The sequence below is a fragment of the Streptomyces sp. NPDC094147 genome (assembly GCF_044764265.1).
Taxonomy (GTDB): Bacteria; Actinomycetota; Actinomycetes; order Streptomycetales; family Streptomycetaceae; genus Streptomyces.
The window spans coordinates 1141289-1163038 of the sequence record NZ_JBIWHT010000001.1 but is presented as its reverse complement, the minus strand read 5'-3'; the positions used below and the strand labels follow the sequence as shown (position 1 = coordinate 1163038).

The window sequence follows — 21750 nt, the reverse complement described above, 5'->3', positions numbered from 1 at the left end:
CCGGAACTCCCCCACGTTCTCAGGAGTCTCAGCATGCGAAAGAAGCAGCGGCTCGGTGCCGTTGTGGTCGGGCTCGCCGTCGCCGGCGCGTCCGTGCTCGCGACCGGCAGCGCGAGCAGCCACGGCTACACCGACCAGCCGGTCAGCCGGCAGAAGCTCTGCGCCGACGGCACGGTCACCGACTGCGGTGACATCCAGTGGGAGCCGCAGTCCGTCGAGGGCCCCAAGGGCTTCCCGGATGCCGGGCCCGCCGACGGGACGATCTGCGCGGGCGGCAACGACCGGTTCGCCCAGCTCGACGACCCGCGCGGTGGCACCGGCTGGCCCACCACGCAGCTGACGGATGGTCAGACCTACACGTTCCGCTGGCAGTTCACCGCCCGCCACGCGACGACCGACTTCCGCTACTACCTCACCCGGCAGGGCTGGGACCCGGCCCAGCCGCTCACCCGGGCCGCACTCGACACCCAGCCGTTCCTGACCGTGCCGTACGGCGGCCAGCAGCCGCCGGACACCCTCTCCCAGCAGGGAACCATCCCCACGGGGCGGACCGGGCGCCACATCATCCTCGCCGTATGGACGATCGCGGACACGGGCAACGCGTTCTACGCCTGCTCGGACGTGCAGCTCTGAGACCTCCCCGCCCCGCCCTTTCCGAACCGGACCCCCGCTCCTCGGATGGAAGGGGTGGGGTGGGGGATTTCGCGGGCGCGGCAGGGTGAATCTTCGGCAAGCGTCCCCCGCCACCCCGCCCCGAGATGCGTGGATGGGCGCGTGAAACGCCGCCTCCCGCTCACCGCCCTCGCCGCCGCCTGCGCCCTCCTCGTCACCCCGGCCGCCCCCGCCACCGCCGACCCCCGCTTCCACGAGTACGTCGCCCTCGGCGACTCCTGGTCCGCCGACGCCACCGTCCTCGGCATCGACGACACCTACGCCCCCACCGGTTGCGCCCAGAGCAGCTGGAACTACCCGAAGCAGGTCGCCGCACGGCTCCACGTGCCCGTGTTCCGGGACGCGACGTGCGGCGGCGCCACCACCGCCGAGATGACCGCCCCGCAGAACGTCGCCGGCGTACCGCTGTTCGCGGACGGGGTGAACCCGGCCCAGTTCGACCGGCTCACCCGCACCACCGATCTGGTCACCGTCGGCATCGGCGGCAATGACGCGGGGCTCGGGACGGCCGTTCTGAGCTGCCTCAACATGCTGCCGGCCCCGCTGGGCACCCCGTGCCGGACCAAGTTCAGGAGCCCCGGCGGCAAGGATCTGATGTCGCAGCGGATCGCCGCCGTCAAGTCCAGGATCACCGGCGTGATCGCGGGCATCCGGCAGCGCTCGCCGAAGGCCACGGTGCTGGTGGTCGACTATCTGGCGGGCGTCGCCGCCGACCGCGGCTGCTATCCGATGGTGCCGATTTTCGACCAGGACCTGACCTGGATCGGCGCCCGCCTGAGGGAGCTGAACGCCATGCTCGCCACCGCCGCCGCGGAGAGCGGGGCCGGGTTCGTCGACACGTACCGGGGGAGCGTCGGGCACGACATCTGCCAGCCGTCGGGGAAGAGGTGGGTGGAGGGCCTCGCCCCGGTGTCCAGCGACCCGCCGGGCCTCGCCGTCCCGTTCCACCCGAACCGCCTCGGCGCCGACCACCAGGCCGCAACCGTGCTGGCCGAGTTGGAGAGTTAGCCCCGGAGTGCGGGGGCCGCGCAAGCCGGCCCCCGCGGCATCCGCGCCGCCGCGATCACCGGGATCCGCGGTGGGTCTGGACGACGATCCTTCAGCCGGTCTCCCACGGCGGAGTCTGGTTCCAGCCCCACTTCGGCATGGGGGCGTCGGCGGACGGGGTGGGCGGGTTCGGGCCCGAGTACAGGAGCGCCATCCTGGTGCCCCACTCGATGTAGTACGCGAACACCGCGCGGAACTCGGGGTCCCGCGGCAGCCCCGCTTCGTCCGCCGCGTCCATCAGCAGGCTGATCCAGCGGCGGCGCTGCTCCTCGGTGATGCCCCGGCCCAGGTGCCGGGTCGCCATATGGGCGTGCCCGCCGTGGTGCGCGCTGTACTCGGCGGGGCCGCCGAACACCTCGGCCAGCCAGATCGCCACATGGCGGGGGTGGTCGGGGCCCGCGTCGGCGAAGACCTCGGCGAGGACGGGGTCCTTGTGCACCTGCCGGTAGAACACCTCGGTCAGGCGGTCCAGGGCGGTCTGCCCGCCCATCCATTCGTACGGGGTCTTGGTCATGGGGTACCTCCGGGACACGGGGGCGGCCATCACCTCCCAGCCTCACACGGGGCGAGCCCCGGGGCATACGAAAAAGCCCCGCGCTTTCGCGAGGGGCTTTCTCCGTCTGTGCGCCGCCAGGGACTCGAACCCCGGACCCGCTGATTAAGAGTCAGCTGCTCTAACCAACTGAGCTAGCGGCGCCTGCTGACAGAGAAAATACTACCTGGTCCGGCGGGGTGCTCCTGACCACCCCGGGACCGGGCGGGCGCCGGGCGGTCAGATGGCCAGGGAGAGGACCACCGGGGCGGCCCGGCGGTTCAGGGTGTCGGCCGCCGCGCGCAGCCGGTGGGCGTGTTCGATCGGCAGTGACAGGGCCAGGCAGCCGACGGCCGAGCCCGCGGTCAGCGGTACGGCCGCGCAGACCGTGCCGACCGCGTACTCCTGGAGGTCCAGGACCGGCACCGTGGCCGGCTGGCTGTCGAGCTTGGAGAACAGCACCCGCTCGTTGGTGATCGTCCGCGAGGTGAGCCGGGCGATCTTGTGGCGGGACAGGTGGTCCCGGCGGCCGTTCTGGTCCAGCTGGGTCAGCAGGCACTTGCCGACCGCGCTCGCGTGCGCCGCGGACTTGAAGTCGACCCACTCGTTCACCTTCGGCGCGCGCGGCCCGTCCGCGTACTGGGTGATCTTGACCTCGCCGTCGATGTACCGGCTGATGTAGACCGCCGCGCCCACCGAGTCGCGCAGCGACATCAGAGTGGACTGGAGCTTGGTCTCCAGGGCCTGCTGGCGGGCGGCGCCGGAGCCGAGCAGGACCATCGAGTCGCCGATCGCATAGGCGCCGTCCGCCACCTGCTCGACGTACCCCTCGCGCCGCAGCATGAGGAGCATCGAGGCCAGATGGGGCGCGGGAAGACCGGTTTCACGGGCGATCTGGACATCGGTCACGCCCCCGCCGTGCCTGGAGATCGCCTCCAGCACACGGAGGACGTAGTGCACCGAATGGAACGGCGCGGTCGGCTCTGGCTTCAGCGCCACGGTTTCCCCCTAGCAGGTCGAGACTGCGAAGGTGGCAGGTCTGCCGTTCCACGATAGCTGCCAAGTCCCGTTTTGGGTGGGGGTGTTGACAACTTCGTGGCACGTCCCAGCGCTCTACGCTGGGACGCGCCACCGTGGCATATGCCAGAGTCATGATCGAGGGCGCATGGATGGCTGGAACGTGAGGTCAGCGTCGCGCACGGCGCGTGCTCAGGCGATCGCGCCGAGGAACTCGCGCGTACGTTCGTGCTCCGGGTCCCCGAAGATTTTCTCCGGCGGGCCGGACTCGATGACCTTGCCCGCGTCGAACATCATCACCTCGTCCGAGATGTCCCGAGCGAAGCTCATCTCGTGCGTGACGCAGAGCATCGTGATGTCGGTCGTACGGGCGATGTCGCGCAGGAGGTCGAGCACCCCGGCGACCAGCTCCGGGTCGAGCGCGGAGGTCACCTCGTCCAGGAGCAGCACCTGCGGGCGCATCGCGAGGGCCCGTGCGATCGCGACCCGCTGCTGCTGCCCGCCGGACAGCCGCGAGGGCTTCGCGTCGCGCTTGTCGCCCAGGCCCACCAGGTCGAGCAGCTCGCGCGCCCGCTGCTCGGCCTCGTCGGGCGAGAGCCCGAGCACGCGGACCGGCGCCTCGGTGATGTTGCGCAGCACGCTCATGTTGGGGAACAGGTTGAACTGCTGGAAGACCATCCCGATCTTCTTCCGGGCCCGGCTGCGCTCCTTCTCACCGGCCGGGTACAGCCGGGTCCCGTTTACCTGGATGATCCCCGAGTCCGGCCGCTCAAGCGTCATGAGCAGCCGCAGGATCGTGGTCTTGCCGGAGCCGGAGGGGCCGATCAGGGTGACGTGCCGGCCCTGGCGGGCGCTGAAGCAGAGGTCGTCCAGGACGGTGTTGTCGCCGAAGCGCTTGGTGACGTTCTCGAAGCGGATCAGCTCGGCGCCGGTCTTCTTCACGGGCGTCTCGGTCTGGGTTTCAGCGGACAAGGCGGCGCTCCAGGGCTCGTACGAACAGCGAAGCCGGATAGGCGATGAGGATGAAGGCGACGCCGACGACGGTCAGCGGCTCGGTGTACTGAAAGGTGCTCGCCCCCGCCAGGCGTGCCTGCTGGAGCATCTCCAGGACGCTGATCCCGGCGAGCAGCGGAGTGTCCTTCAGCATGGAGATGACGTAGTTGCCGAGCGCGGGCGCGATGCGGCGGACGGCCTGCGGCAGGATCACCGCGAGCCAGGTGCGGTGCGCGGGCAGGCTCAGCGCGGTCGCCGCCTCCCACTGGCCCTTGGGCACGGCGTCGATGCCGGCCCGGTAGACCTGTGCGGTGTACGTCGAGTAGTGCAGGCCGATGGCGAGGACGCCGGTGGTCAGGGCGGAGAACTTCACCCCCCACTCCGGCAGCACGAAGAACAGGAAGAACAGCTGCACCAGAAGGGGCGTGGTGCGGATGAACTCCGTGATCAGGCTGACCGGCCAGCGCACGAAGCGGGTCGGCGCCCGGAAGGCCAGCGCCCACACCAGGCCCAGGCTGAAGGAGATGAGGGAGCCGAGCGCCAGGACCTGGAGCGTGGTGAGCACGCCGTCCCAGAAGCGCGGCATGAAGTCCCAGACGGCGGACCAGTCCCAGGTCATCGGAGGTCACCTCGCGCTGTCGTGCCGCCGGCCTCGGCGGTCCTGTTCTTCCGGCCGGGGGCCCGGGGGTTGTCCCCCGGGGAAAAGCCGTATGGGGCCGACACGCCCAGGTTCGCCTTGGTGCGGCGTTCGAGTGCCTTCATCGCGCGGGTGATGCCGAAGGCGAGCACGAAGTAGATGACGAGGGTGATCGTGTAGATCTGCGCGCTGTCCTGGGTCGCGAGCCGCACCAGGTACGCCGCGAAGGACACGTCGCCCACTCCGAGCAGCGAGACCAGGGCGGTCCCCTTCAGCAGCTCCACCAGCAGGTTGCAGAACGGCGGGATCATCTCCGGCACCGCCTGCGGCAGCAGCACGAGGCGCGTCCGCTGCCAGGGCGTGAAGCTCAGCGCGATGCCGGCCTCGCGCTGGGCGGGGGCCACGGCGTTCAGCGCGCCGCGCACGACTTCCGCGCCGTACGCCCCGTACGAGAGGCCGAGCGCGAGCACCGCCGCCCACATCGGGACCAGCTGCCAGCCCGCGAGCGGCGGCAGCACGAAGAACAGCCAGAACATCAGGACCAGGGCCGAGGTCCCGCGGAAGATCTCCGTGTACGCGGCCGCGAGGAAGCGGACCGGGCGGGAGCGGTGGGTGCGGGCGAGGCCGACGCCGAAGGCGACCGCGGCGGCCAACGCGGCGCTGTAGAGGGTCAGTTGGACCGTGATCCAGATTCCCGGCAGCACCCAGTGCTGCCACAGTCCCGCCGTCATCGGCACAGCTCCTCGGCGGTCAGGGTGGTCATCTCGGCCTGCGTGAAGCCGAAGGGCCGCAGGATCCGGAACAGTTCGCCGCTCTGCTTCATGCGGTGGATCTCGGTGTTGAAGGCGTCGCGCAGGGCGGCGTCGGTGGGGCGGAAGGCGAAGCCGCCGCCGTCGATCTTCTTCTTTCCGCCGACGACGGCCGCGAACGGCTCGGTGGCCTCGGCCTTCGAGCTCTTCTTCACCACTTCCCGCACGGTGAGCGCGGTGCCCGCGAAGACGTCCACGCGGCCGGACTCCACGGCGTTCAGGCCCGCCACCTGGTCCTGGAGGATGACGATGTCCTGCTCGGGGTAGCCCGCGGCCCTGGCGTAGCCGATCTCGGCGTAGCCGGTGCCGGTCGCGAACCGGGCCTTGGCGCGGACCACGTCCTCGTACGTGTGCAGCCCCTTCGGGTTGCCCCTGCGGACGATGAACGCGTCCAGCATCTGGTACTCGGGGTCCGCGAACAGGACCTGCGCGCAGCGGTCCCTGTTGATGTACATCCCGGCCGAGACGACGTCGAACTGCTGGGAGTTGAGCCCGGGGATCAGCGAGGAGAAGTCGGTGGCCACCGGCTGTACGCGGTCGATGCCGAGCCGCTTGAAGATCACCTTGGCGAGTTCGGGGGCCTCGCCGGTGAACTCGCCCTGGTCGTTCACATAGCCGTACGGGACTTCGCCCGCGATGCCGAGGCGTACGGTGCCGCGCGACGTGAGGCGGGCGAGGGCGTCGCCCCGGGGCACCCGTGAGCAGGCGGCGGCGCCGGTCAGCGCGAGGGCGGCCGCGGCGGTGCCGGTGAGCAGGGTCCGCCGGGGTACGGGGGGTCTCGGTCGTGAGGTAGCTCGGGCCATGGCGGCGCGGCTACCCACCCGCACGTTCCCCATGCCCCCGACTTGGCGGAGCCCCCCGGGGTCAGGCCGAGTGCAGCGCCGTCGCCGTCCTCAGCAGCAGCCCCTCCCCGCCCCGCGCCGCGACCAGCTGCACCCCCACCGGCAGGCCGTCCCGGTCCGTCCCCGCCGGGACCGTCGCCGCAGGCTGGCGGGTCAGGTTGAAGGGGTAGGTGAAGGGGGTCCAGCCCGACCAGCGGTGGAGGGGCGAGCCGGGCGGGACCTCCCGGCCCGCCTCGAACGCCGTGATCGGCAGCGTCGGCGTCACCAGCACGTCGTACGTCAGATGGAAGCGGGCCATCCGCCGCCCCAGCTCCAGCGCGGCCGCCTGCGCGGCGAGGAGGTCCAGGGCGGAGAGCCCGTCGCCCCGCGCCGCCATGTCCCGCAGCCCCGGGTCGAGCACCTCCCGCTGCCTCGGCGACATCGGGCGCACCCGGCCGGCCGCCCCCGCCTGCCACAGGGTGTGGAACGTTTCCACCGGGTCCGCGAAGTCCGGGTCCGCCTCCTCCACGTACGCGCCAAGACCGGCGAGCCGGGTCACCGCGGCCCGTACCGCCGCCGCCACCTCGGGACGCACCGCCACCTGCCCGCCGAAGGAGGGCGAGTACGCGATGCGCAGGCCCTTGACGCCCGCCGCCGCGTCCTCGGCCAGGGCCGCCGCGTACGAGTGGGCCGGGGGTTCGAGCGCGGTGGGGTCGCGCCAGTCGGCGCCGCTGATGACGTCGAGCAGCAGCGCCGCGTCGGCCGCGTCCCGGGTGATGGGGCCCACGTGCGACAGGGTGCCGAACGCGCTCGCCGGGTACAGGGGCACCCGGCCGTACGTCGGCTTGAGGCCGAAGACCCCGCAGAACGACGCCGGGATGCGGATCGAGCCGCCGCCGTCCGTGCCGATGGACAGCGGCCCCGCCCCGGCCGCCACCGCCGCCGCGCTGCCCCCGCTGGAGCCGCCCGCGGTGCGCGCGGGGTCGTGCGGGTTGCGGGTGATGCCGGTGAGCGGGGAGTCCGTGATGCCCTTCCAGCCGAACTCCGGGGTCGTCGTCTTGCCGATCAGCACCGCGCCGTGCTCGCGCAGCCGGGCCACCGCCGGGGCGTCCTCGGTCCAATTGCCGTCGTCCGACGTCGAGTTGGAGCCGAACCGGGTCGGTCCGCCGGCCTGGAGGACCAGGTCCTTCACCGACACCGGCACCCCGTCGAGCAGCCCGACCGGCTCCCCGGCCCGCCACCGCCGCTCGGAGGCGCGGGCCTGGGCCAGGGCCGGTTCCGCGTCGACCCGTACGAACGCGTTGAGGCGGGGCTGGATCGCCCCGATCCGGTCCAGTACCGCCCGGGTCGCCTCGACCGGCGAGCAGGTGCCCGCCCGGTAACCGGCCAGGAGTTGACGTGCCGTCAGATCGGTGAGTTCGCTCGGCTCAGTCATGAACGATGTCGTACCCATCTTCGCGCCCCGCCACGTGGCGGGGTCGGCACCGGTACCGCCGGGAATAAACGGAGACTGCCTCCTGTTTGGGTGACCCGGAAGGGCAATGTGTACGTCATGAACTGGAGGACCGGAGCCGTGGACGTGGATGCGATTCGAGGGGCGGCGGTCGGTACCGCGCCCGTACCCCTGTCGGTACTCGACCTGGTCACGGTCGGCAGTGGTTACACCGCGCACCGCGCTCTGAAGACCAGCGTGGAGATCTCGCGCCTCGCCGAGCGGCGCGGCTTCCACCGGCACTGGGTGGCCGAGCACCACTCCATGCCCGGCGTCGCCTCGTCCTCGCCCGCCGTGATCCTCGCCCACCTCGCCGCCCACACCGAGCGCATCCGGCTCGGCTCGGGCGGGGTGATGCTGCCCAACCACGCGCCGCTGGTGATCGCCGAGCAGTTCGGCACCCTGGAGGCGCTGGCCCCGGGCCGCGTCGACCTCGGACTCGGCCGGGCCCCCGGCACGGACGGCGCGACGGCCGCGGCCCTGCGCCGCACCGACCGGCTGAACGAGGGTGCCGACGACTTCCCGCAGCAACTCGCCGAGTTGACGCGCTTCCTCGACGACGACTTCCCCGACGGGCATCCGTACGCCCGCATCCACGCGGTGCCCGGACCCGTGCAGGGCCCGGCCGCCCGGCCGCCGATCTGGCTGCTCGGCTCCTCCGGCTTCAGCGCCCGCCTGGCCGGCACGCTCGGCCTTCCGTTCGCCTTCGCGCACCACTTCTCGGCGGCCAACACCGTCCCCGCCCTCGACCTGTACCGCGACTCGTTCCGCCCCTCCGAGGCGCTGGCCGAGCCCTACGCCCTGATCGGTGTCTCCGCACTCGCCGCCGACGACGAGAAGGAGGCCAGGCGCCAGACGCTGACCAACGCGCTGTCGATGGTCCGGCTGCGCACCGGCCGCCCCGGTCTCGTGCCGACGCCGGAAGAGGCCGAGGCGTACCAATTCAGCGCGCTGGAGCGGGAGTTCGTGGACAGCTGGCTCGGCAACGTCATCTCCGGCACCTCGGACGCGGTACGCGCCGGTCTGGACGACCTGCAGAAGCGGACCGGCGCGGACGAGCTGATGATCACGGCCAACGCACACGGCCCGGAGGCCCGGTTGCGCTCGTACGAGTTGATCGCCGACGCGTACGCTCTGCCGAGCCTCGCCTCGTAGGGGGTCGGGGCCACCCCCCTGTCGGCTCAGGGGTCAGGGCTAACCCCCTAGGGGTGCGGGGAACTGCGCGACCAGCCCTCGGCGGCCCGCGGCCGACCAGGCCGGCGCGGAAGCGCTTCGTCCCAACTCGCCCTGGGTTGATGGGTTTTCGCTCCCGCGGGTCGTGTGGTCGGGTGCGGGTCGTCCGTGGCTTGTCGCGCAGTTCCCCGCGCCCCTTGGTGGCGCTGATGCTCAACTAGCGGTTGAGCGAGGCGGGTTCGGCTTTCAGCAGGGTGGTGACCACCCCGGTCAGAGTCTTCCGCAGCGTCAGGTCGGCGATCAGGCCCGCCGAGTCGATGGCGTCGCGCGGCACCGGGACATGGACGGCCGCCGCGTCGATGACGCGCGCGCCCGTGTAGCCGAGCACGGTCCGCAGTGCGGCGTGCGCCCCGGCGGCTCCGGTGGCGGCGACCGAGGCGTTGATCCAGCCGACCGGCTTGTCGGAGATCTCGATGCCGCCGACCGTCCAGTCGAGCAGGTTCTTGAAGGAGCCCGGCAGGCTGCCCGCGTACTCCGGGGTGCAGATCAGCAGCGCGTCCGCCTCGGCGATCAGGGTGCGCAGACGTCCGACCTCGGCGGGCAGCGGGTCCTGGTCGTCGTCCGGGTTGAAGTGCGGGAGCGCGCCCAGCCCTTCGTAGGTCACCGTCCTGACGCCGCTGTCCGCCACGTCCGCAATCGTGCGGACAACGGCCGAATTGGTGGAGGCGCCGCGCAGGCTGCCGCTGATCAGGGCGAGGGTGGGGATACGGGTCATGGCGCCGATGTTACGTCGGTAAAACCTGGGTCACCCGACCGGACTGGTCCAGCCGTGTCCGCCGACCTCTCCTGGCCGCACACCGCCCGCCATGACTGGGTACGGGCAGCCCAGAACACCTCAACTCGGGCCCTGACTAGGGGTTTCCCCGCCGAATTGGTCTAGTCCTCAATTTGGTTCAGACCATTGACGTGGCCGGGATTCGATCGCTATCACTTCCCCAACCGCCCCTACGCGCACCCCCCGCGCCCAGCCCCCGGAGGTCGTCTTGCACCCCCGCAGACCCCTTGTTGCCGCCCTGAGCACCGCCGTGCTCGCCGCCGGCGCCCTGGCCGCCTTCGCAGGCCTCGGCACCGCGTCGGCGGCGACCGCCCAGAGCGCCGCCGCCCCGTCGACGGGCGGCGTGAAGATCGCGTACTACGACCAGTGGAGCGTGTACGGGAACGCCTTCTACCCCAAGCACCTCGACACCCGGGGCATCGCGGGCAAACTGGACGTCCTCAACTACTCGTTCGGCAACATCGACCCCACCAACCTCACCTGCTTCGAGGCGAACAAAGCGGCGGGCGACGACAACAACCCCAACGCCGGTGACGGGGCGGGCGATTCGTTCGCCGACTACCAGAAGTCGTTCTCGGCCGCCGACAGCGTCAACGGCACCGCCGACACCTGGAACCAGCCGATCGTGGGCGTCTTCAACCAGTTCAAGGAGCTGAAGGCGAAGTACCCCAAGCTGAAGATCAACATTTCGATCGGCGGCTGGACGTACTCCAAGTACTTCCACGACGTGGCCCTCACCGACGCCAGCCGCAAGAAGTTCGTCTCGTCCTGCATCAACCAGTACATCGCCGGCAACCTCCCGGCCGGCGGCGGGTACGGCGGCGACGGCACGGCGGCCGGGATCTTCGACGGCGTCGACATCGACTGGGAGTACCCGGGCTCGCCCGACGGCCACCTCGGCAACCACTACGGTGCCGAGGACAAGGCCAACTACACCGCGCTGCTCGCCGAGTTCCGCTCGCAGCTCGACGCGTACGGAGCCGCGCACGGCGGCAGGCACTACCTCCTGACGGCGGCGCTCCCGGCCGGCCAGGACAAGATCAAGAACATCGAGACGGACAAGATCGGCCCGTACCTCGACTACGCCAACATCATGACGTACGACATGCACGGCGCCTGGAACGCGACCGGCCCGACGTACCACCAGTCCCCGCTGGTCTCGCCCGCAGGCGACCCCACCGACGTGATCAAGCCCGGCACCCAGAAGTACTCGATCTCCAACGCGATCGACTCCTGGATCGACGGCAACTCCGCGTACGGCATCGCGGGCGGTTTCCCCGCCAACAAGATCACGCTGGGGTACGAGTTCTACTACCGCGGCTGGAAGGGCGTCCCCGCGGGTGCGGCCAACGGCCTCGCCCAGACCGCGACCGGCCCCTCCAACGCCCGGCCCACCAGCCAGGTCGCCGGCACCGCGCTCTACAAGGAGCTCGGCGGCATCGTCGACAACCCGGCGACGACGTTCTGGGACGCGGACGCCAGGGCCTCGTACTTCTACAAGGACGGCGAGTTCTTCACCGGCCTCGACAAGCAGTCCGTCCAGGCCCGCGCCGACTACGCGCACCAGCGCGGACTGGCCGGCGCGATGATGTACAGCCTTCTCGGCCTGGACGACAACACCACGCTGCTCAACTACATCGTGGACGCGGTCGGCTCCTCCCCCTCCTCCTCCCCGGACCCGACGCCGACCGCGACGAACTCCCCGACGCCGACCCCGACGGCCACCGGCAGCCCGACCCCGACGCCCACCGTGCCCGGCGGCTGTACCGCGACGGCGTGGGACAAGGCGGCCGCGTACGTCGGCGGTACGCAGGTCTCGTACGGCGGCCACACCTGGAAGGCCAAGTGGTGGACGCAGGGCGAGCAGCCCGGCACCACCGGCGACTGGGGCGTCTGGCAGGACCTCGGCGCCTGCTGACCTTCCCTGCGCTCACAGCGACGGCCGCCCCTCGTCACCGAGGGGCGGCCGTTCCCGTACCCGTGCCTCACACCTTCTGCGGGCTCAGCGCGATCATCTTGGCGATCCGGTCCGGCGGGACCGCGCGGGAGTAGAGCCAGCCCTGGCCGGTGTCGCAGCCGATCCGGCCGAGCCGGGCGGCCTGTTCGGCGGTCTCCACGCATTCGGCGGTGACGGTGAGGCCGAGCCGGTGGGCGAGCTGGACCAGCGCCTCGACAATCGTCTCGTCGGCCGGATTGGGGTGGGCGCCGCCCTCGTCGTACTGGAAGCCGCGCACGAACGCCCCGTCCAGCTTGAGGACGGAGACGGGCAGCCGGCTCAGGTAGGCGAGGTTGGAGTAGCCGGTGCCGAAGTCGTCGATCGCGATGTGCACGCCCATGTCGGACAGCGCCTGGAGGGCCTGGAGCGGGCGGCCCGCCGAGCCCATCACCGCGGACTCGGTCAGCTCCAACTGGAGCAGCTGGGGCGGGAGTTGGGTCTCCGCGAGGATCTCCGCGATGTCCGCCACCAGGTCGGAGTCCCAGACCTGGCGCACCGCCACGTTCACGCTCACGAAGACCGGCGGCACGTCCGGGTGCTCGATCTGCCAGCGGCGGGCCTGCCGGCACGCGGTGCGCAGCACCCAGCGGCCGAGCTGGACCACCGAGCCGTCTTCTTCAGCAATTCCGATGAACCGATTCGGCGGAAGTGTCCCGAACTGTGGGTGATTCCACCGCACCAGCGCCTCCACCCCGTGCACCACCCCGTCGGCCATCCCCACGAGCGGCTGGTACTCCAGGGTGAACTCGCCGCGGTCCACGGCGGGGCGCAGCGAGGAGGACAGCGCCTGCCGGGTCATCCGGTGGGCGTTGCGCTCCGGGTCGAAGAGCGTCCAGCGGGCCTTGCCGTCGGCCTTCGCCCAGTACAGCGTGGTGTCGGCGGCCTGCATCAGACCGGTCGCGGTGGTGCCGGCGCTGGCCCGCTCCACCACCCCGATCGACGCCGAGACCGAGAGCCGCTGGCCCGCCAGGTCGAACGGCTGCTGAAGGGCCTCCAGTACGGAACGGGCCAGCTCGGCGAGCTGCTCCGTACCCGTGGAGTCCTCGACCAGGACGGCGAATTCGTCGCCGCCCAGCCGCGCCACCAGATGCCCGCCGCTGCGCGTGTACCCGGACTGGTCGGCGCACTCGGTGAGCCGGGCCGCGACCGCGCTGAGCAGCCGGTCGCCGACCCGGTGGCCGAGCGTGTCGTTGACCGCCTTGAAGCCGTCGAGGTCGAGGTAGCAGATCCCGATCCGGCCGGTGCCGCCGTGGCCGTACGCCGATGTCTCCAGCGCGGTGTTCAGCCGCTCGAAGAACAGCGTGCGGTTGGGCAGCCGGGTCACCGGGTCGTGCATCTGGAGGTGGCGCAGGCGGGCCTGGAGCTCGCGGCGGTCGCTGATGTCCGCGATCGAGAGCAGTACGCCGGAGCCGCCGGGCACGGGGGCGACGGTGACCTCGGCCCAGAGCGAGTGCCCGTCGGGATGTTTGAGGCGGCGGGTGCAGCGGAACCGGGTGCGGGCGCCGCGCAGCACTTCGCGGTAGGCGTGCCAGGTGCGGTTGTCGGCGGCCAGATCGACGAGGTCGGCCGCGTCCTGCTGGTGCAGGGCTGCCTGGTCGGTGCCGAGGAGGTCGGCGAGCGCCGTGTTGGCGGCGACGACGGTGCCCTCGTGGTCGACCAGCGCCATCGCGAGGTGGGCGGCGTTGAACGCGGCCTGGTAGTCCCGCAGTTCGGCGCTGCCGCGCCCGACGGCGTACCGCTCGCCGCACTCGGCCTGCTGGGCCCGGCGCTCGGCGAGCAGTTCGGCGGCCCGTTCGGCGAGGGAGCTCGTGCGCTGCTGGGCGGGGGAGGGCTGCGCGGGCCCGGTCTGTTCCGGAGGGCGCTCCGGCGGGGGGGTTTCGGCGCGTTCCGCAGGGCGCTCGGCCAGGGCGCCCGTGGCCCGGTCGATGTGACGCTCCGTGACGGGCGGCCGGGCGGTCCTGGGCGCTGGACCCGGTCCTTCGGAGGTTCCGCTCACCGCTCGCTCCCGCAGTGCAATCGAGTTGTGCAGAGGTAGTTCGGAGGTGGCCGGGTCTTCGGCCGGGGTGGCCGACAGCCGCTTCAAGGCTGCAACCACGCAGGAAAGTGTGCCGATCATAGAGGCTGGCGCGAGGGGCGATCCAGCTCCGCCGTCGTGATCAAGAGCACCCGGAGCCTCGTACCGATCGTTGGCCGATCGTTTCTGCGCGGGTGTGGCCGGGCTCGCGCCCTCGGTGACCGGTCGTGACTTTCTGTAAGTCGCCGGGGTGTCGGGCCCCTCACTCATCTGGGGCAGCTGAACAAGGCATATTCGGATAAACCTGCACAAAGTGGGTGGGATGTCCCGCATTCCGCCTCCGGAGGTCGACGTGCAGCGTGAGCAGACACCCGGGGGAGTGGAGCCTGTCCGGCTGCGCAGTGCCGCGGCGGCGCTCACCTCCCTCCTGTCGCTCGCCGCCATGTCGCTGGTGTCGGGTCCCGCCGTGGCGTCCGACTCGGCGATGCCGTGCGCCCTGCGGCGCACCACCGCCCACCACTCGCTCGGCGTCGACACCTGGAACTCCTCCTATCCGCGCCCGGTCCGCACCCTCAACGCGGTGATGATCTTCCTGTCCTTCCCGGACTCCCGGCCGGGCACCGAGCCGAAGGACCTGGCCGCCGACTACTTCCCCGCCACCAGCCGCTTCTTCGACCAGGCCTCGTACGGGAAGTTCCGGCTGAACGCGGAGCCGCAGCAGCACTGGGTGCGCATGCCGTCCGCGTCGACCTCGTACCGCATAGAGCGCGACTGGGACCCCGACCAGCGCACCCGCTACCTCCGGGACGCGATCCGCGCGGCCGGTCCGACGACGGACTTCTCGAAGTACGACATCGTCTATCTCGTCGCCGACCCGGACGCGCCCGGCGTCGACTCGGACGCCACGAAGGTCGTCAACTTCGACCGGCCGGTGCGCGCGGACGGGCGCGACATCAAGCGGGTGGTGACGGTCTTCGAGCACCATCCGCCGGACCGCAACGTGCTCGCCCACGAGACCGGGCACGTCTTCGACCTGCCCGACCTCTACCACCGGCCGCAGGACGGGAAGGCCGGCGACTGGGACACCTACGTCGGCGACTGGGATGTGATGGGCAGTCAGTTCGGCTCGGCGCCGGACCTGTTCGGCTGGCAGAAGTGGAAGCTGGGCTGGCTGGACCGGCAGGAGGTCGTCTGCGTGACGGGCGACGGGACCAGCCGGTTCACCCTGGAACCGCTGTCCGCCTCCGCCGCGAAGGCGGGCAGCGGGGGCAAGCGCCTCGCGGTGATGCGCACCGGCGAGGACAGTGCGATCGCGATCGAGGTACGGGTCTCGGCGGGCCTCGACCGCGCGAGCTGCAAGGAGGGCGTCCTGGTCTACCGGGTCCGCAGCGGCTCGGCGTCGGGCACCGGCCCGATCGAGGTGCTCGACGCGCACCCGGACACGGGGGCGTGCTGGGAGAAGTCGGTGTACCCGCCGCTCGCGGACGCGCCGGTGGAGCTGGGCGAGACGTTCACCGTGCCCGGCGAGGGCATCAAGATCGAGGCCGAGGGGCGGACGAAGTCGGGCGCCTGGACGATCAAGATCTCCCACTGACGGGTTGCCCCACCGGCCGGTGCCGGCCTGGCTCCTTCCCGGAACACGAAGAAACCCCCCGCTTGCGCGAGGGGCTTCTTCCGTCTGTGCGCCGCCAGGGACTCGAACCCCGGACCCGCTGATTAAGAGTCAGCTGCTCTAACCAACTGAGCTAGCGGCGCCTGCTGACGTCGTAGACACTAGCACCCTGATCGGCGGGAGGAAAAATCGATATCCGGGGAGGGTCCGCGGGCTCGTTCTTCGCCGCCCGGACGCAGGCCCAGAGCAGGACGTCGGGCCCCGGGAGCCAGGGGCGGCGGGTGTCGGGGGCGACCAGCCAGCGGGCCGCGCCGGGGCTCTCGTGCTCCGGGCGGGCCAGGGCGGGGACGGTGACCGCGTCGCCGGCGCCGTGGCAGAGCAGGGGCGGGACCGGGACGTCGGCGCCGCGCCACTCCTCCCACTCCAGGAGCGAGGGCAGGCGCTGCGCGGTGCCCGGGGCGGCGAACAGGAGCATCCGGCCGCGGTGCACGGCGACCGGGCCGGAGCCGGGACCCTCGGACCACAGGCGGTCGAGGATGCGGCGGCCGAACATCGACGGGACGTTGACGACGTCGAAGACCGAGCCGCAGGGCAGCACGCCGGGGGCGGTCGGCCGCCCCTCCCAGAGGGCGAGCGTGCTGCGCGGATGGCTCACCGCGGACGACAGCCAGGCGGCCCCCTCGGCCGAGACCTCGCCGACCTGATGGTGTCCCTTGTCGCGCAGGACCCGGAAGATGTCGAACGCGTCGTCGCCGCCGTCCGCGCCACCGAGGTGCCGTGCCGTGCGGGCGCCGTCGCTCGCCTGCTGCCAAACGCTGCCGCTGCTCATGTCTCTACGTCTACCGGGCGGCCACGTTCCGTTTCGCTGTCTTGGCGGAAACCCGGACAGGGCGGGCGGGGAGGGCGTATCTTGCCCTCCGGTATATGCCGGGGGCGCGTGGCGCGACGTGACGCGCCCCTCGGAGCCTGCGTCCCAAGCCGCCCGGGTCCCGGGCTCCTAGGGGGTGTCCGCGCCGCGCAGGAGGTCGCGGCCGAACTCGATCATCTTCTTCGCGTAGTCCTCGGTCCACTCGGCCCGAGCGGCCACGTCGGCGGGGGTCAGGCGGTCGAAGCGGCGGGGGTCGGCGAGCTGGGCGGCCGCGACCGCCTGGAACTCGACCGCCCGGTCGGCCGCGGCTCGGAAGGCGAGGGCGAGTTCGGTGGCGCGGGAGAGCAGCGCGCCGGGGTCCTCGACGGACTCCAGGTCGAAGAAGTGCTCCGGGTCGGCGGTGGCCTCGGAAGGCTCGAAGAGAAGCGGCGCGGGCCTCAGCCGCTGCCTCTTCTCCTCATTCCGCTCGTGCTCCGGCATGTCTGTCCTCCCAGCAAAAGACGCTCACGGTCCGGACGCCCGGACCACCGTCCATTCTCCCCGCCCCGCGCAAGGGGGCCGCAGCCCCGGCCCCGCCTCGGCCGCCTTTCCGGCGGGGACCCTCCCTGCGGATGCAGAGCGCGTCATGAACCGCGATCCTGGAGTGGTCCGGAACGTCTTGGCGAGGAGGTCCACGATGTCTGTCATGGACAAGCTCAAGGGATTGCTGAAGGGGCACGAGGAGCAGGCCGGTCAGGGCATCGACAAGGCCGGTGACTTCGTGGACGAGAAGACCCAGGGCAAGTACAGCGGCCAGGTCGACGCTGCCCAGGACAAGCTCAAGGAGCAGTTGGGGCCCGAGCGCGGGCAGGGGGACGACACTCCGCCGCAGTAGCGCGCGGAGTGTCGAGCGGCCGGGAGCGTCACGGCCGCCAGCTCACCGACCGGCCGAAGCTGGGCCGGTGGATGAAGGACCCGCTGTGGCACGAGTGGGACGCGATCATGGTGACGTCACTGGACCGGATCACCCGGGACCAACACCACTGGGACAGGTTCGCGGAGCGCTGCCACAAGGGCGCTAAAGAGATCGTCTGTCTCGATGACCCGAGCCTGGATATCCACACGCCCACGGGCCGGATGATCGCCTACATCAAGGCGACCCAGGCTCAGGAGTACCGCGAAGCCATCGTGAAGAAGCGGCGTAACCAGACGCAGTACTACCGAGACGCAAGCCTGTGGGGCGGCGGCACGTGACCCTTCGGCTATCGGCCCGCCGTCGTGGATCACCACGGCAAGCAGAGGTTCAAGCTCGTGATCGACCCCGTGACGGGCCCCCTCATCCGGGAAGCCTACGAACGAGTCGCGGAGCACGGGTGGTCCATGGGACAGCTCTGCACTGAATGGAACTCTCGCCCCCGGCACGTCGCGGTCTGCGTCGAGCAGGGCAGCGAGACACCGGTGTGCGGCTGCCCGCGCGGAGTCCTGACCTCCCAGGACTACCAGCGGAGCATCAACTCCGACGACAAGAAGGTGGGCGTCAAGACGCACGTCAAGGGCACCAAGTGGAGCACATCCACCCTCGGCAAGATGCTGAAGAAGGCCACTCTCAAGGGCGTTGCCATGCACAGGGGTGAGCCGCTGCTCAGGGATGGCCTGCCTGTCCGATGGGCTGATCCGATCCTGACGGATGAGGAGTTCGACAAGCTACAGATAGCCGTCGCCGCCCTCGGTAGGTACAGAGCAGGGATCAAGCCGAATGCGTCGCCGATGACGGGAGTCCTCCACTGCCCCTGCGGCATGAAGATGTACGAAAACAGCTCTCCGGCGAAGCTGCGCACGGGAGAGGTCAAGAAGCACAAGTATTTCTGCTGTGCTTCATGGTCCAACGGTGACGCTTGCCGGTACTCCACGTCGTGGCCTCAAAGTGAGATTTATCGAGCCGTAGAGGAATCGTTCCTCTCCAAACCCCGACGGACCTACAAGCACGGGCAAGTGGCGCCTTGTATGGAAATTGGGCGCTCAGTGATGGGGAAGAGTACGAGCGCGGTGCTTACGCAGCTTTCTGCAATATGCTCGACGAACCAGACCAGCAGCTCACCGACTTGGAGGAGCTGAAGCAGGAGAAGCTCAGGGACGACTTCGACCCTGAGCCGTAGCCATCCTGCCTGAGTGGCAGAGCGTATTGCCGAGATGGGGCCCCAGACATTTTCTGGGGCCCCTTTCCGTCGACCGAACTGGAAAGTACTGGAGAGTATTTGATGAGCCACACGGTCCATCCACGCCGTTTCCTGAAGGCAACCTATGACGTGAAAGAGGCTTGGTCGCGAGCTTTGATAGATGAGTTCGGCCCTGGTGGACTGATAGCAGAACAGGCGCCAAAGTTCCAGCGGGAGCACCTTCTGTGGGCGCTGGTACAGCTCCGGCACGTGAACGGCCGGGACGGCATGACATACATCGGAGATATGAAGATCTCTGAGGGGCTGGGATACAACACGAAGGATCTTCCGGGGAAACAGACGCGGGACACTCTGACCGCCCTCGGGTTCTTCACTCAGCAAGGGACGAACGGCCGGGCCGCACGCTTGCGCCTGTCGCATCCAGTGGCGCTGGAAGGCCGCTATCCGAGCCTGGACGATTCCACTGTGGGTGACGTGGTGACCGTGGCCGACACGAAGCCCAGCAAGCCCAGGACCCCGAAGAACGAGATGGGCGACTTCAAGGCTGCCGCTCACTCTGAGTTGAAGGAAAAGCCCCTGGACCCCCAGCCGGCCAGCGCAGAGGGTGACGACGCGCCCTGTCCTGTGCACTCCGGCGCCGAGTGCCCGGACGCGAGCGACCCGTTCGGTGACGCGTCTCCGTGGGAGCTGATGGACTGTGTGCGGCGGCGGGCTGCATGACCTCTTAGTCCCCGCTGCACCGGGGACTAAGAGGAAAGAAGGAAGTTTGAAGCTGTAAGAGCGAAGTGAGAAGAGTTGAGTAGGCCCTGGGCGTCATAGTCCAGGGCCTCACTCATAACTGTTCCCTGAAGGCCCCATTTGACTGTAGGGGGCCTTTCTGTTGCACCCATGGGCATATAGAGAACCCGGCACAAATAACGTAGTTGTGATTCCAGACCAAGTGTCATGCCTGAACAGCGAGGGTGATCCACTTCACGTAATTCATTCATTCATCAAGGCCCACTGACCCTGTGCCCACTGACCCTGTCATGCGTCGAGAGGCCCCTCACAGCCGTGAGGGGCCTCTTCGTACGACTGGTCAACATGGGAGTGGCCCATTGTGACGGATCGGCGCCGGCCCCGGTGAACTACTTACCGAAGATGACGGTGTTGTCGCAGCCCTGGCTTGAGCCGACGTTGGTGTTCTGCGTGCCGGGCGAGCCCTTGCCGTAGGACCGGTTGCCCTCCAGGCCGTTCTGGTACCCGGACTGGCCCTGTACGTCGGCGTTCTCTTCGACCGTGCTGCATGTGTTGCTCTGGTTGACGACGAGCGTCTTGGTCTCTTTGCCGTCGTGCTGGTGTTCGTCTCCGTGGGCGTAGGCGGTGCCGGTGCCGAGGAAGCCGATGGCGCTGAGGAGGACGGCCGCGATAGCGGTCTTGCGAGACTTGCGCATGTCTTCTCCGAATGTTGAAGCGGACGCCTTACGCGATCCGCCAAGTCATAAGGTGACCAGAGGGTAATGCGCCAATGTCCTATATCCGGTCGTCGGCACGCCGGATCGTCTGATCAGCGAGCATGGGCGTCGACCCGACGATCGACCCAAGTTCCCTGCGCGGTCAAGGTGTCGCGAGGCCGAACGGCGGGCGTAGGTGCTCCGAGCAGACCACCCGTGTGGCCGCGCTGCGAGCCCGAGGCAACAGGGGCTATTCGGCGCTGAACTACCCTGCGCGCTGATCTGCTGGCGACACCTGAAGCCGTTCCGCTAGGAGTTCTTAAATCGACTGGAGAAGGGGGTCCTCGCAGGAAGGCTCTACAGGAGTGTATATATGACGTCCTGTATTAAATATATACCTGTTATCTACGCCAAACCGTAACGCCGAGCCCCCAAAGCGAGATCGAGGTCACTCTGAGGTGGCTTGCCTTCGCTTTTTACGTCTCCAAAGCTCCAGGAGCCCCCCTGAAAAGCTTTGAGGGTCCACCTCCACGCGAAGTGCCAGCGATGCTGGTGCGGCCGTCAGTTGACTCCCTGGAAAGTTCATACCCGTACACGATCGGAGGAAGGCACCCCCGATGGGTCCTATTTGAATCATCTAAGCCGTTACCCCCGCCTTCGCATTCACGAGAGTAATGATTCAGTCATCTGTACGTTAACATTTATTGATTCGATGGGGGCAGGGTTGATCTTGCATCGCACCAGCGAATGCGGATGGCAGTCAGAGCGATGCTCTGGCCGCGAGATGACTTCACCTTCCCGACTTGAATCAAAGGAATCCGTGCCATGCGTAAGACCGTTCTTGTACCTGTTGAGTACAGCTACTGCGACGCGCATTTGGCCAAGGATCAGAGCGAGGTGGAAGCGACGGCGACGCTGACCCTGGGGCACCGCGCGTGGGATCTATGCGTGGACCACCGGGCCACGTTCGCCAGGTATTTGGTAGATGCTCTGGGCACTGGTGTGCCGGATGCTGTCGAGTCGGAGGCTGAGGCCAAGGCGGAGTCTGTGGTGGTTGCTGAGCCTGCCCCTGTCGCGGCTGAACCTGAGCCCGTGGCAGTCGTCGAGCCGTCGCCCGTTGTCGAGTTCGAGCACGGTGCGGAGGAAGTGAGCGAGGAAGCGGCGGAGCCTGAACCTGTGCGGTCCGTGATGCTGGCTGGTGAAGTGCCCGGCTACGGCTATCAGTCGGCACGGGACGCGTTGAGGAACGCTGGCTACGAGGTAGTGGGACGTGCGGACAGCACGACTGTGCTCTTCGTACTCGGTGAGCGCGGCGAGAACAACGCCACCAGGTTGCGCGATGCGTCGAAGCGCGGCATCCCGTGCTTCGACGTGCGTGAGCCTGGCCGCTTCAAGTCGGCCGTGTTGGCGGGGTCGTTCGTAGGTGGTGACCCGCTTCCGGAGCCTGCCAAGGTCACCGGTTCGGGCATGAGCGAGCGCGAGAGGAACCGGGCTGTTCGCCAGTGGGCGCGGGCCAATGGATACACGGTTCCGGATCGCGGACGCATCCCGCTCCACGTGAGGCATGCCTTTGAGCTGACCCATCGGGACGCGCCACAGGGGAAAGCGACTGCGGCCTGAACGCCGCCCCCACCGTGCCGGGC

The 21750-nt window shown here is 69.5% G+C and carries 22 protein-coding genes and 2 tRNA genes; 10 read left to right on the top strand and 14 right to left on the bottom strand.

Going from position 1 to position 21750, the window contains the following annotated elements:
* The first annotated feature begins 33 nt into the window (after nucleotides 1–33).
* Both ACIQ8J_RS05220 and ACIQ8J_RS05215 read left to right on the top strand, forming a co-directional pair.
* A complete protein-coding gene (locus tag ACIQ8J_RS05220) occupies nucleotides 34–633 on the top strand; it encodes a lytic polysaccharide monooxygenase (protein WP_403265040.1) in 600 nt (199 codons plus the stop codon).
* 141 nt (nucleotides 634–774) lie between these two features.
* The gene (locus tag ACIQ8J_RS05215) at nucleotides 775–1680 is read left to right on the top strand and encodes an SGNH/GDSL hydrolase family protein (RefSeq protein WP_403265037.1); all 906 of its coding nucleotides are present in this window, start codon (nucleotides 775–777) and stop codon (nucleotides 1678–1680) included.
* Nucleotides 1681–1771: 91 nt separating this feature from the next.
* On the opposite strand, the gene ACIQ8J_RS05210 is transcribed toward ACIQ8J_RS05215, so the two are convergent.
* The 8 genes from ACIQ8J_RS05210 to ACIQ8J_RS05175 form a co-directional block, all read right to left on the bottom strand.
* A complete protein-coding gene (locus tag ACIQ8J_RS05210) occupies nucleotides 1772–2233 on the bottom strand; it encodes a group II truncated hemoglobin (RefSeq protein ID WP_403265034.1) in 462 nt (153 codons plus the stop codon).
* A 109-nt stretch (nucleotides 2234–2342) separates the two neighbouring features.
* Nucleotides 2343–2416: transfer RNA gene (locus ACIQ8J_RS05205), tRNA-Lys, on the bottom strand.
* 75 nt (nucleotides 2417–2491) lie between these two features.
* Nucleotides 2492–3250 carry an IclR family transcriptional regulator gene (locus ACIQ8J_RS05200; protein WP_403265032.1) on the bottom strand — a complete coding sequence of 253 codons (759 nt, stop codon included), beginning with the start codon at nucleotides 3248–3250 and terminating at the stop codon, nucleotides 2492–2494.
* 210 nt (nucleotides 3251–3460) lie between these two features.
* Nucleotides 3461–4240, bottom strand: a complete 780-nt coding sequence (locus ACIQ8J_RS05195; protein ID WP_403265029.1) for an amino acid ABC transporter ATP-binding protein — start codon at nucleotides 4238–4240, stop codon at nucleotides 3461–3463.
* Nucleotides 4230–4880, bottom strand: a complete 651-nt coding sequence (ehuD, locus tag ACIQ8J_RS05190) for an ectoine/hydroxyectoine ABC transporter permease subunit EhuD (RefSeq protein ID WP_403265026.1) — start codon at nucleotides 4878–4880, stop codon at nucleotides 4230–4232. Before ehuD ends, ACIQ8J_RS05195 begins: the two co-directional genes overlap by 11 nt.
* Nucleotides 4877–5629 carry an ectoine/hydroxyectoine ABC transporter permease subunit EhuC gene (gene ehuC / locus ACIQ8J_RS05185; RefSeq protein ID WP_403265024.1) on the bottom strand — a complete coding sequence of 251 codons (753 nt, stop codon included), beginning with the start codon at nucleotides 5627–5629 and terminating at the stop codon, nucleotides 4877–4879. The genes ehuD and ehuC overlap by 4 nt, the downstream gene beginning before the upstream one ends.
* A complete protein-coding gene (gene ehuB / locus ACIQ8J_RS05180) occupies nucleotides 5626–6510 on the bottom strand; it encodes an ectoine/hydroxyectoine ABC transporter substrate-binding protein EhuB (protein ID WP_403265021.1) in 885 nt (294 codons plus the stop codon). Before ehuB ends, ehuC begins: the two co-directional genes overlap by 4 nt.
* Nucleotides 6511–6571: 61 nt before the next feature.
* The gene (locus tag ACIQ8J_RS05175) at nucleotides 6572–7963 is read right to left on the bottom strand and encodes an amidase (RefSeq protein ID WP_403265018.1); all 1392 of its coding nucleotides are present in this window, start codon (nucleotides 7961–7963) and stop codon (nucleotides 6572–6574) included.
* A gap of 117 nt (nucleotides 7964–8080) precedes the next feature.
* Between ACIQ8J_RS05175 and ACIQ8J_RS05170 the strand changes: the two genes are divergently transcribed.
* Entirely contained in the window at nucleotides 8081–9175 is a 1095-nt protein-coding gene (locus ACIQ8J_RS05170; protein ID WP_403265015.1) for an LLM class flavin-dependent oxidoreductase, read from the top strand.
* Between the two features lie 235 nt (nucleotides 9176–9410).
* Here ACIQ8J_RS05170 and ACIQ8J_RS05165 read toward each other — a convergent pair whose 3' ends face one another.
* Nucleotides 9411–9968: an NADPH-dependent FMN reductase gene (locus ACIQ8J_RS05165; protein ID WP_403265012.1), complete on the bottom strand. Its 558-nt coding sequence runs from the start codon at nucleotides 9966–9968 to the stop codon at nucleotides 9411–9413.
* A gap of 268 nt (nucleotides 9969–10236) precedes the next feature.
* Here ACIQ8J_RS05165 and ACIQ8J_RS05160 point away from each other — a divergent pair, with 268 nt between their 5' ends.
* Nucleotides 10237–11946 carry a glycosyl hydrolase family 18 protein gene (locus ACIQ8J_RS05160; protein ID WP_403265010.1) on the top strand — a complete coding sequence of 570 codons (1710 nt, stop codon included), beginning with the start codon at nucleotides 10237–10239 and terminating at the stop codon, nucleotides 11944–11946.
* 67 nt (nucleotides 11947–12013) lie between these two features.
* Here ACIQ8J_RS05160 and ACIQ8J_RS05155 read toward each other — a convergent pair whose 3' ends face one another.
* The gene (locus ACIQ8J_RS05155) at nucleotides 12014–14020 is read right to left on the bottom strand and encodes a putative bifunctional diguanylate cyclase/phosphodiesterase (protein ID WP_403265263.1); all 2007 of its coding nucleotides are present in this window, start codon (nucleotides 14018–14020) and stop codon (nucleotides 12014–12016) included.
* Nucleotides 14021–14360: 340 nt separating this feature from the next.
* Between ACIQ8J_RS05155 and ACIQ8J_RS05150 the strand changes: the two genes are divergently transcribed.
* A complete protein-coding gene (locus ACIQ8J_RS05150) occupies nucleotides 14361–15632 on the top strand; it encodes a M6 family metalloprotease domain-containing protein (protein WP_403265007.1) in 1272 nt (423 codons plus the stop codon).
* Nucleotides 15633–15719: 87 nt separating this feature from the next.
* On the opposite strand, the gene ACIQ8J_RS05145 is transcribed toward ACIQ8J_RS05150, so the two are convergent.
* The 3 genes from ACIQ8J_RS05145 to ACIQ8J_RS05135 all read right to left on the bottom strand — a co-directional run bounded on the left by ACIQ8J_RS05145 (nucleotide 15720) and on the right by ACIQ8J_RS05135 (nucleotide 16998).
* A tRNA-Lys gene (locus ACIQ8J_RS05145) sits at nucleotides 15720–15793 on the bottom strand.
* On the bottom strand, nucleotides 15784–16479 hold the full coding sequence (locus tag ACIQ8J_RS05140) for a bifunctional DNA primase/polymerase (protein ID WP_403265005.1): 696 nt from the start codon (nucleotides 16477–16479) through the stop codon (nucleotides 15784–15786). The genes ACIQ8J_RS05145 and ACIQ8J_RS05140 overlap by 10 nt, the downstream gene beginning before the upstream one ends.
* Before the next feature lie 168 nt (nucleotides 16480–16647).
* Nucleotides 16648–16998 (bottom strand): hypothetical protein, encoded by a 351-nt coding sequence (locus ACIQ8J_RS05135; RefSeq protein WP_403265003.1) that lies wholly within the window; start codon nucleotides 16996–16998, stop codon nucleotides 16648–16650.
* Nucleotides 16999–17194: 196 nt separating this feature from the next.
* On the opposite strand from ACIQ8J_RS05135, the gene ACIQ8J_RS05130 reads away from it, so the two are divergent.
* The 4 genes from ACIQ8J_RS05130 to ACIQ8J_RS05115 all read left to right on the top strand — a co-directional run bounded on the left by ACIQ8J_RS05130 (nucleotide 17195) and on the right by ACIQ8J_RS05115 (nucleotide 19394).
* Complete coding sequence (locus tag ACIQ8J_RS05130; RefSeq protein WP_403265000.1) at nucleotides 17195–17392, top strand: antitoxin; 198 nt, start codon at nucleotides 17195–17197, stop codon at nucleotides 17390–17392.
* 8 nt (nucleotides 17393–17400) lie between these two features.
* The gene (locus ACIQ8J_RS05125) at nucleotides 17401–17751 is read left to right on the top strand and encodes a recombinase family protein (RefSeq protein WP_403264997.1); all 351 of its coding nucleotides are present in this window, start codon (nucleotides 17401–17403) and stop codon (nucleotides 17749–17751) included.
* A 57-nt stretch (nucleotides 17752–17808) separates the two neighbouring features.
* The gene (locus ACIQ8J_RS05120; RefSeq protein ID WP_403264995.1) at nucleotides 17809–18612 is read left to right on the top strand and encodes a hypothetical protein; all 804 of its coding nucleotides are present in this window, start codon (nucleotides 17809–17811) and stop codon (nucleotides 18610–18612) included.
* Between the two features lie 143 nt (nucleotides 18613–18755).
* Complete coding sequence (locus ACIQ8J_RS05115) at nucleotides 18756–19394, top strand: hypothetical protein (RefSeq protein ID WP_403264992.1); 639 nt, start codon at nucleotides 18756–18758, stop codon at nucleotides 19392–19394.
* A gap of 407 nt (nucleotides 19395–19801) precedes the next feature.
* On the opposite strand, the gene ACIQ8J_RS05110 is transcribed toward ACIQ8J_RS05115, so the two are convergent.
* Nucleotides 19802–20107, bottom strand: a complete 306-nt coding sequence (locus ACIQ8J_RS05110; RefSeq protein WP_403264989.1) for a hypothetical protein — start codon at nucleotides 20105–20107, stop codon at nucleotides 19802–19804.
* Nucleotides 20108–20932: 825 nt separating this feature from the next.
* Here ACIQ8J_RS05110 and ACIQ8J_RS05105 point away from each other — a divergent pair.
* A complete protein-coding gene (locus ACIQ8J_RS05105; RefSeq protein WP_403264986.1) occupies nucleotides 20933–21727 on the top strand; it encodes a histone-like nucleoid-structuring protein Lsr2 in 795 nt (264 codons plus the stop codon).
* The last annotated feature ends 23 nt before the right edge of the window (nucleotides 21728–21750 follow it).

Bases quoted from the DNA above. Each gene is read 5' to 3' on its own strand.
- ACIQ8J_RS05220 (WP_403265040.1), top strand. From the start codon at position 34: ATGCGAAAGAAGCAGCGGCTCGGTGCCGTTGTGGTCGGGCTCGCCGTC.
- ACIQ8J_RS05210 (WP_403265034.1), bottom strand. From the start codon at position 2,233: ATGACCAAGACCCCGTACGAATGGATGGGCGGGCAGACCGCCCTGGAC.
- ehuD (WP_403265026.1), bottom strand. From the start codon at position 4,880: ATGACCTGGGACTGGTCCGCCGTCTGGGACTTCATGCCGCGCTTCTGG.
- ehuC (WP_403265024.1), bottom strand. From the start codon at position 5,629: ATGACGGCGGGACTGTGGCAGCACTGGGTGCTGCCGGGAATCTGGATC.
- ehuB (WP_403265021.1), bottom strand. From the start codon at position 6,510: ATGGCCCGAGCTACCTCACGACCGAGACCCCCCGTACCCCGGCGGACC.
- ACIQ8J_RS05175 (WP_403265018.1), bottom strand. From the start codon at position 7,963: ATGACTGAGCCGAGCGAACTCACCGATCTGACGGCACGTCAACTCCTG.
- ACIQ8J_RS05170 (WP_403265015.1), top strand. From the start codon at position 8,081: ATGAACTGGAGGACCGGAGCCGTGGACGTGGATGCGATTCGAGGGGCG.
- ACIQ8J_RS05165 (WP_403265012.1), bottom strand. From the start codon at position 9,968: ATGACCCGTATCCCCACCCTCGCCCTGATCAGCGGCAGCCTGCGCGGC.
- ACIQ8J_RS05150 (WP_403265007.1), top strand. From the start codon at position 14,361: ATGTCCCGCATTCCGCCTCCGGAGGTCGACGTGCAGCGTGAGCAGACA.
- ACIQ8J_RS05140 (WP_403265005.1), bottom strand. From the start codon at position 16,479: ATGAGCAGCGGCAGCGTTTGGCAGCAGGCGAGCGACGGCGCCCGCACG.
- ACIQ8J_RS05135 (WP_403265003.1), bottom strand. From the start codon at position 16,998: ATGCCGGAGCACGAGCGGAATGAGGAGAAGAGGCAGCGGCTGAGGCCC.
- ACIQ8J_RS05130 (WP_403265000.1), top strand. From the start codon at position 17,195: ATGTCTGTCATGGACAAGCTCAAGGGATTGCTGAAGGGGCACGAGGAG.
- ACIQ8J_RS05115 (WP_403264992.1), top strand. From the start codon at position 18,756: ATGAGCCACACGGTCCATCCACGCCGTTTCCTGAAGGCAACCTATGAC.
- ACIQ8J_RS05110 (WP_403264989.1), bottom strand. From the start codon at position 20,107: ATGCGCAAGTCTCGCAAGACCGCTATCGCGGCCGTCCTCCTCAGCGCC.
- ACIQ8J_RS05105 (WP_403264986.1), top strand. From the start codon at position 20,933: ATGCGTAAGACCGTTCTTGTACCTGTTGAGTACAGCTACTGCGACGCG.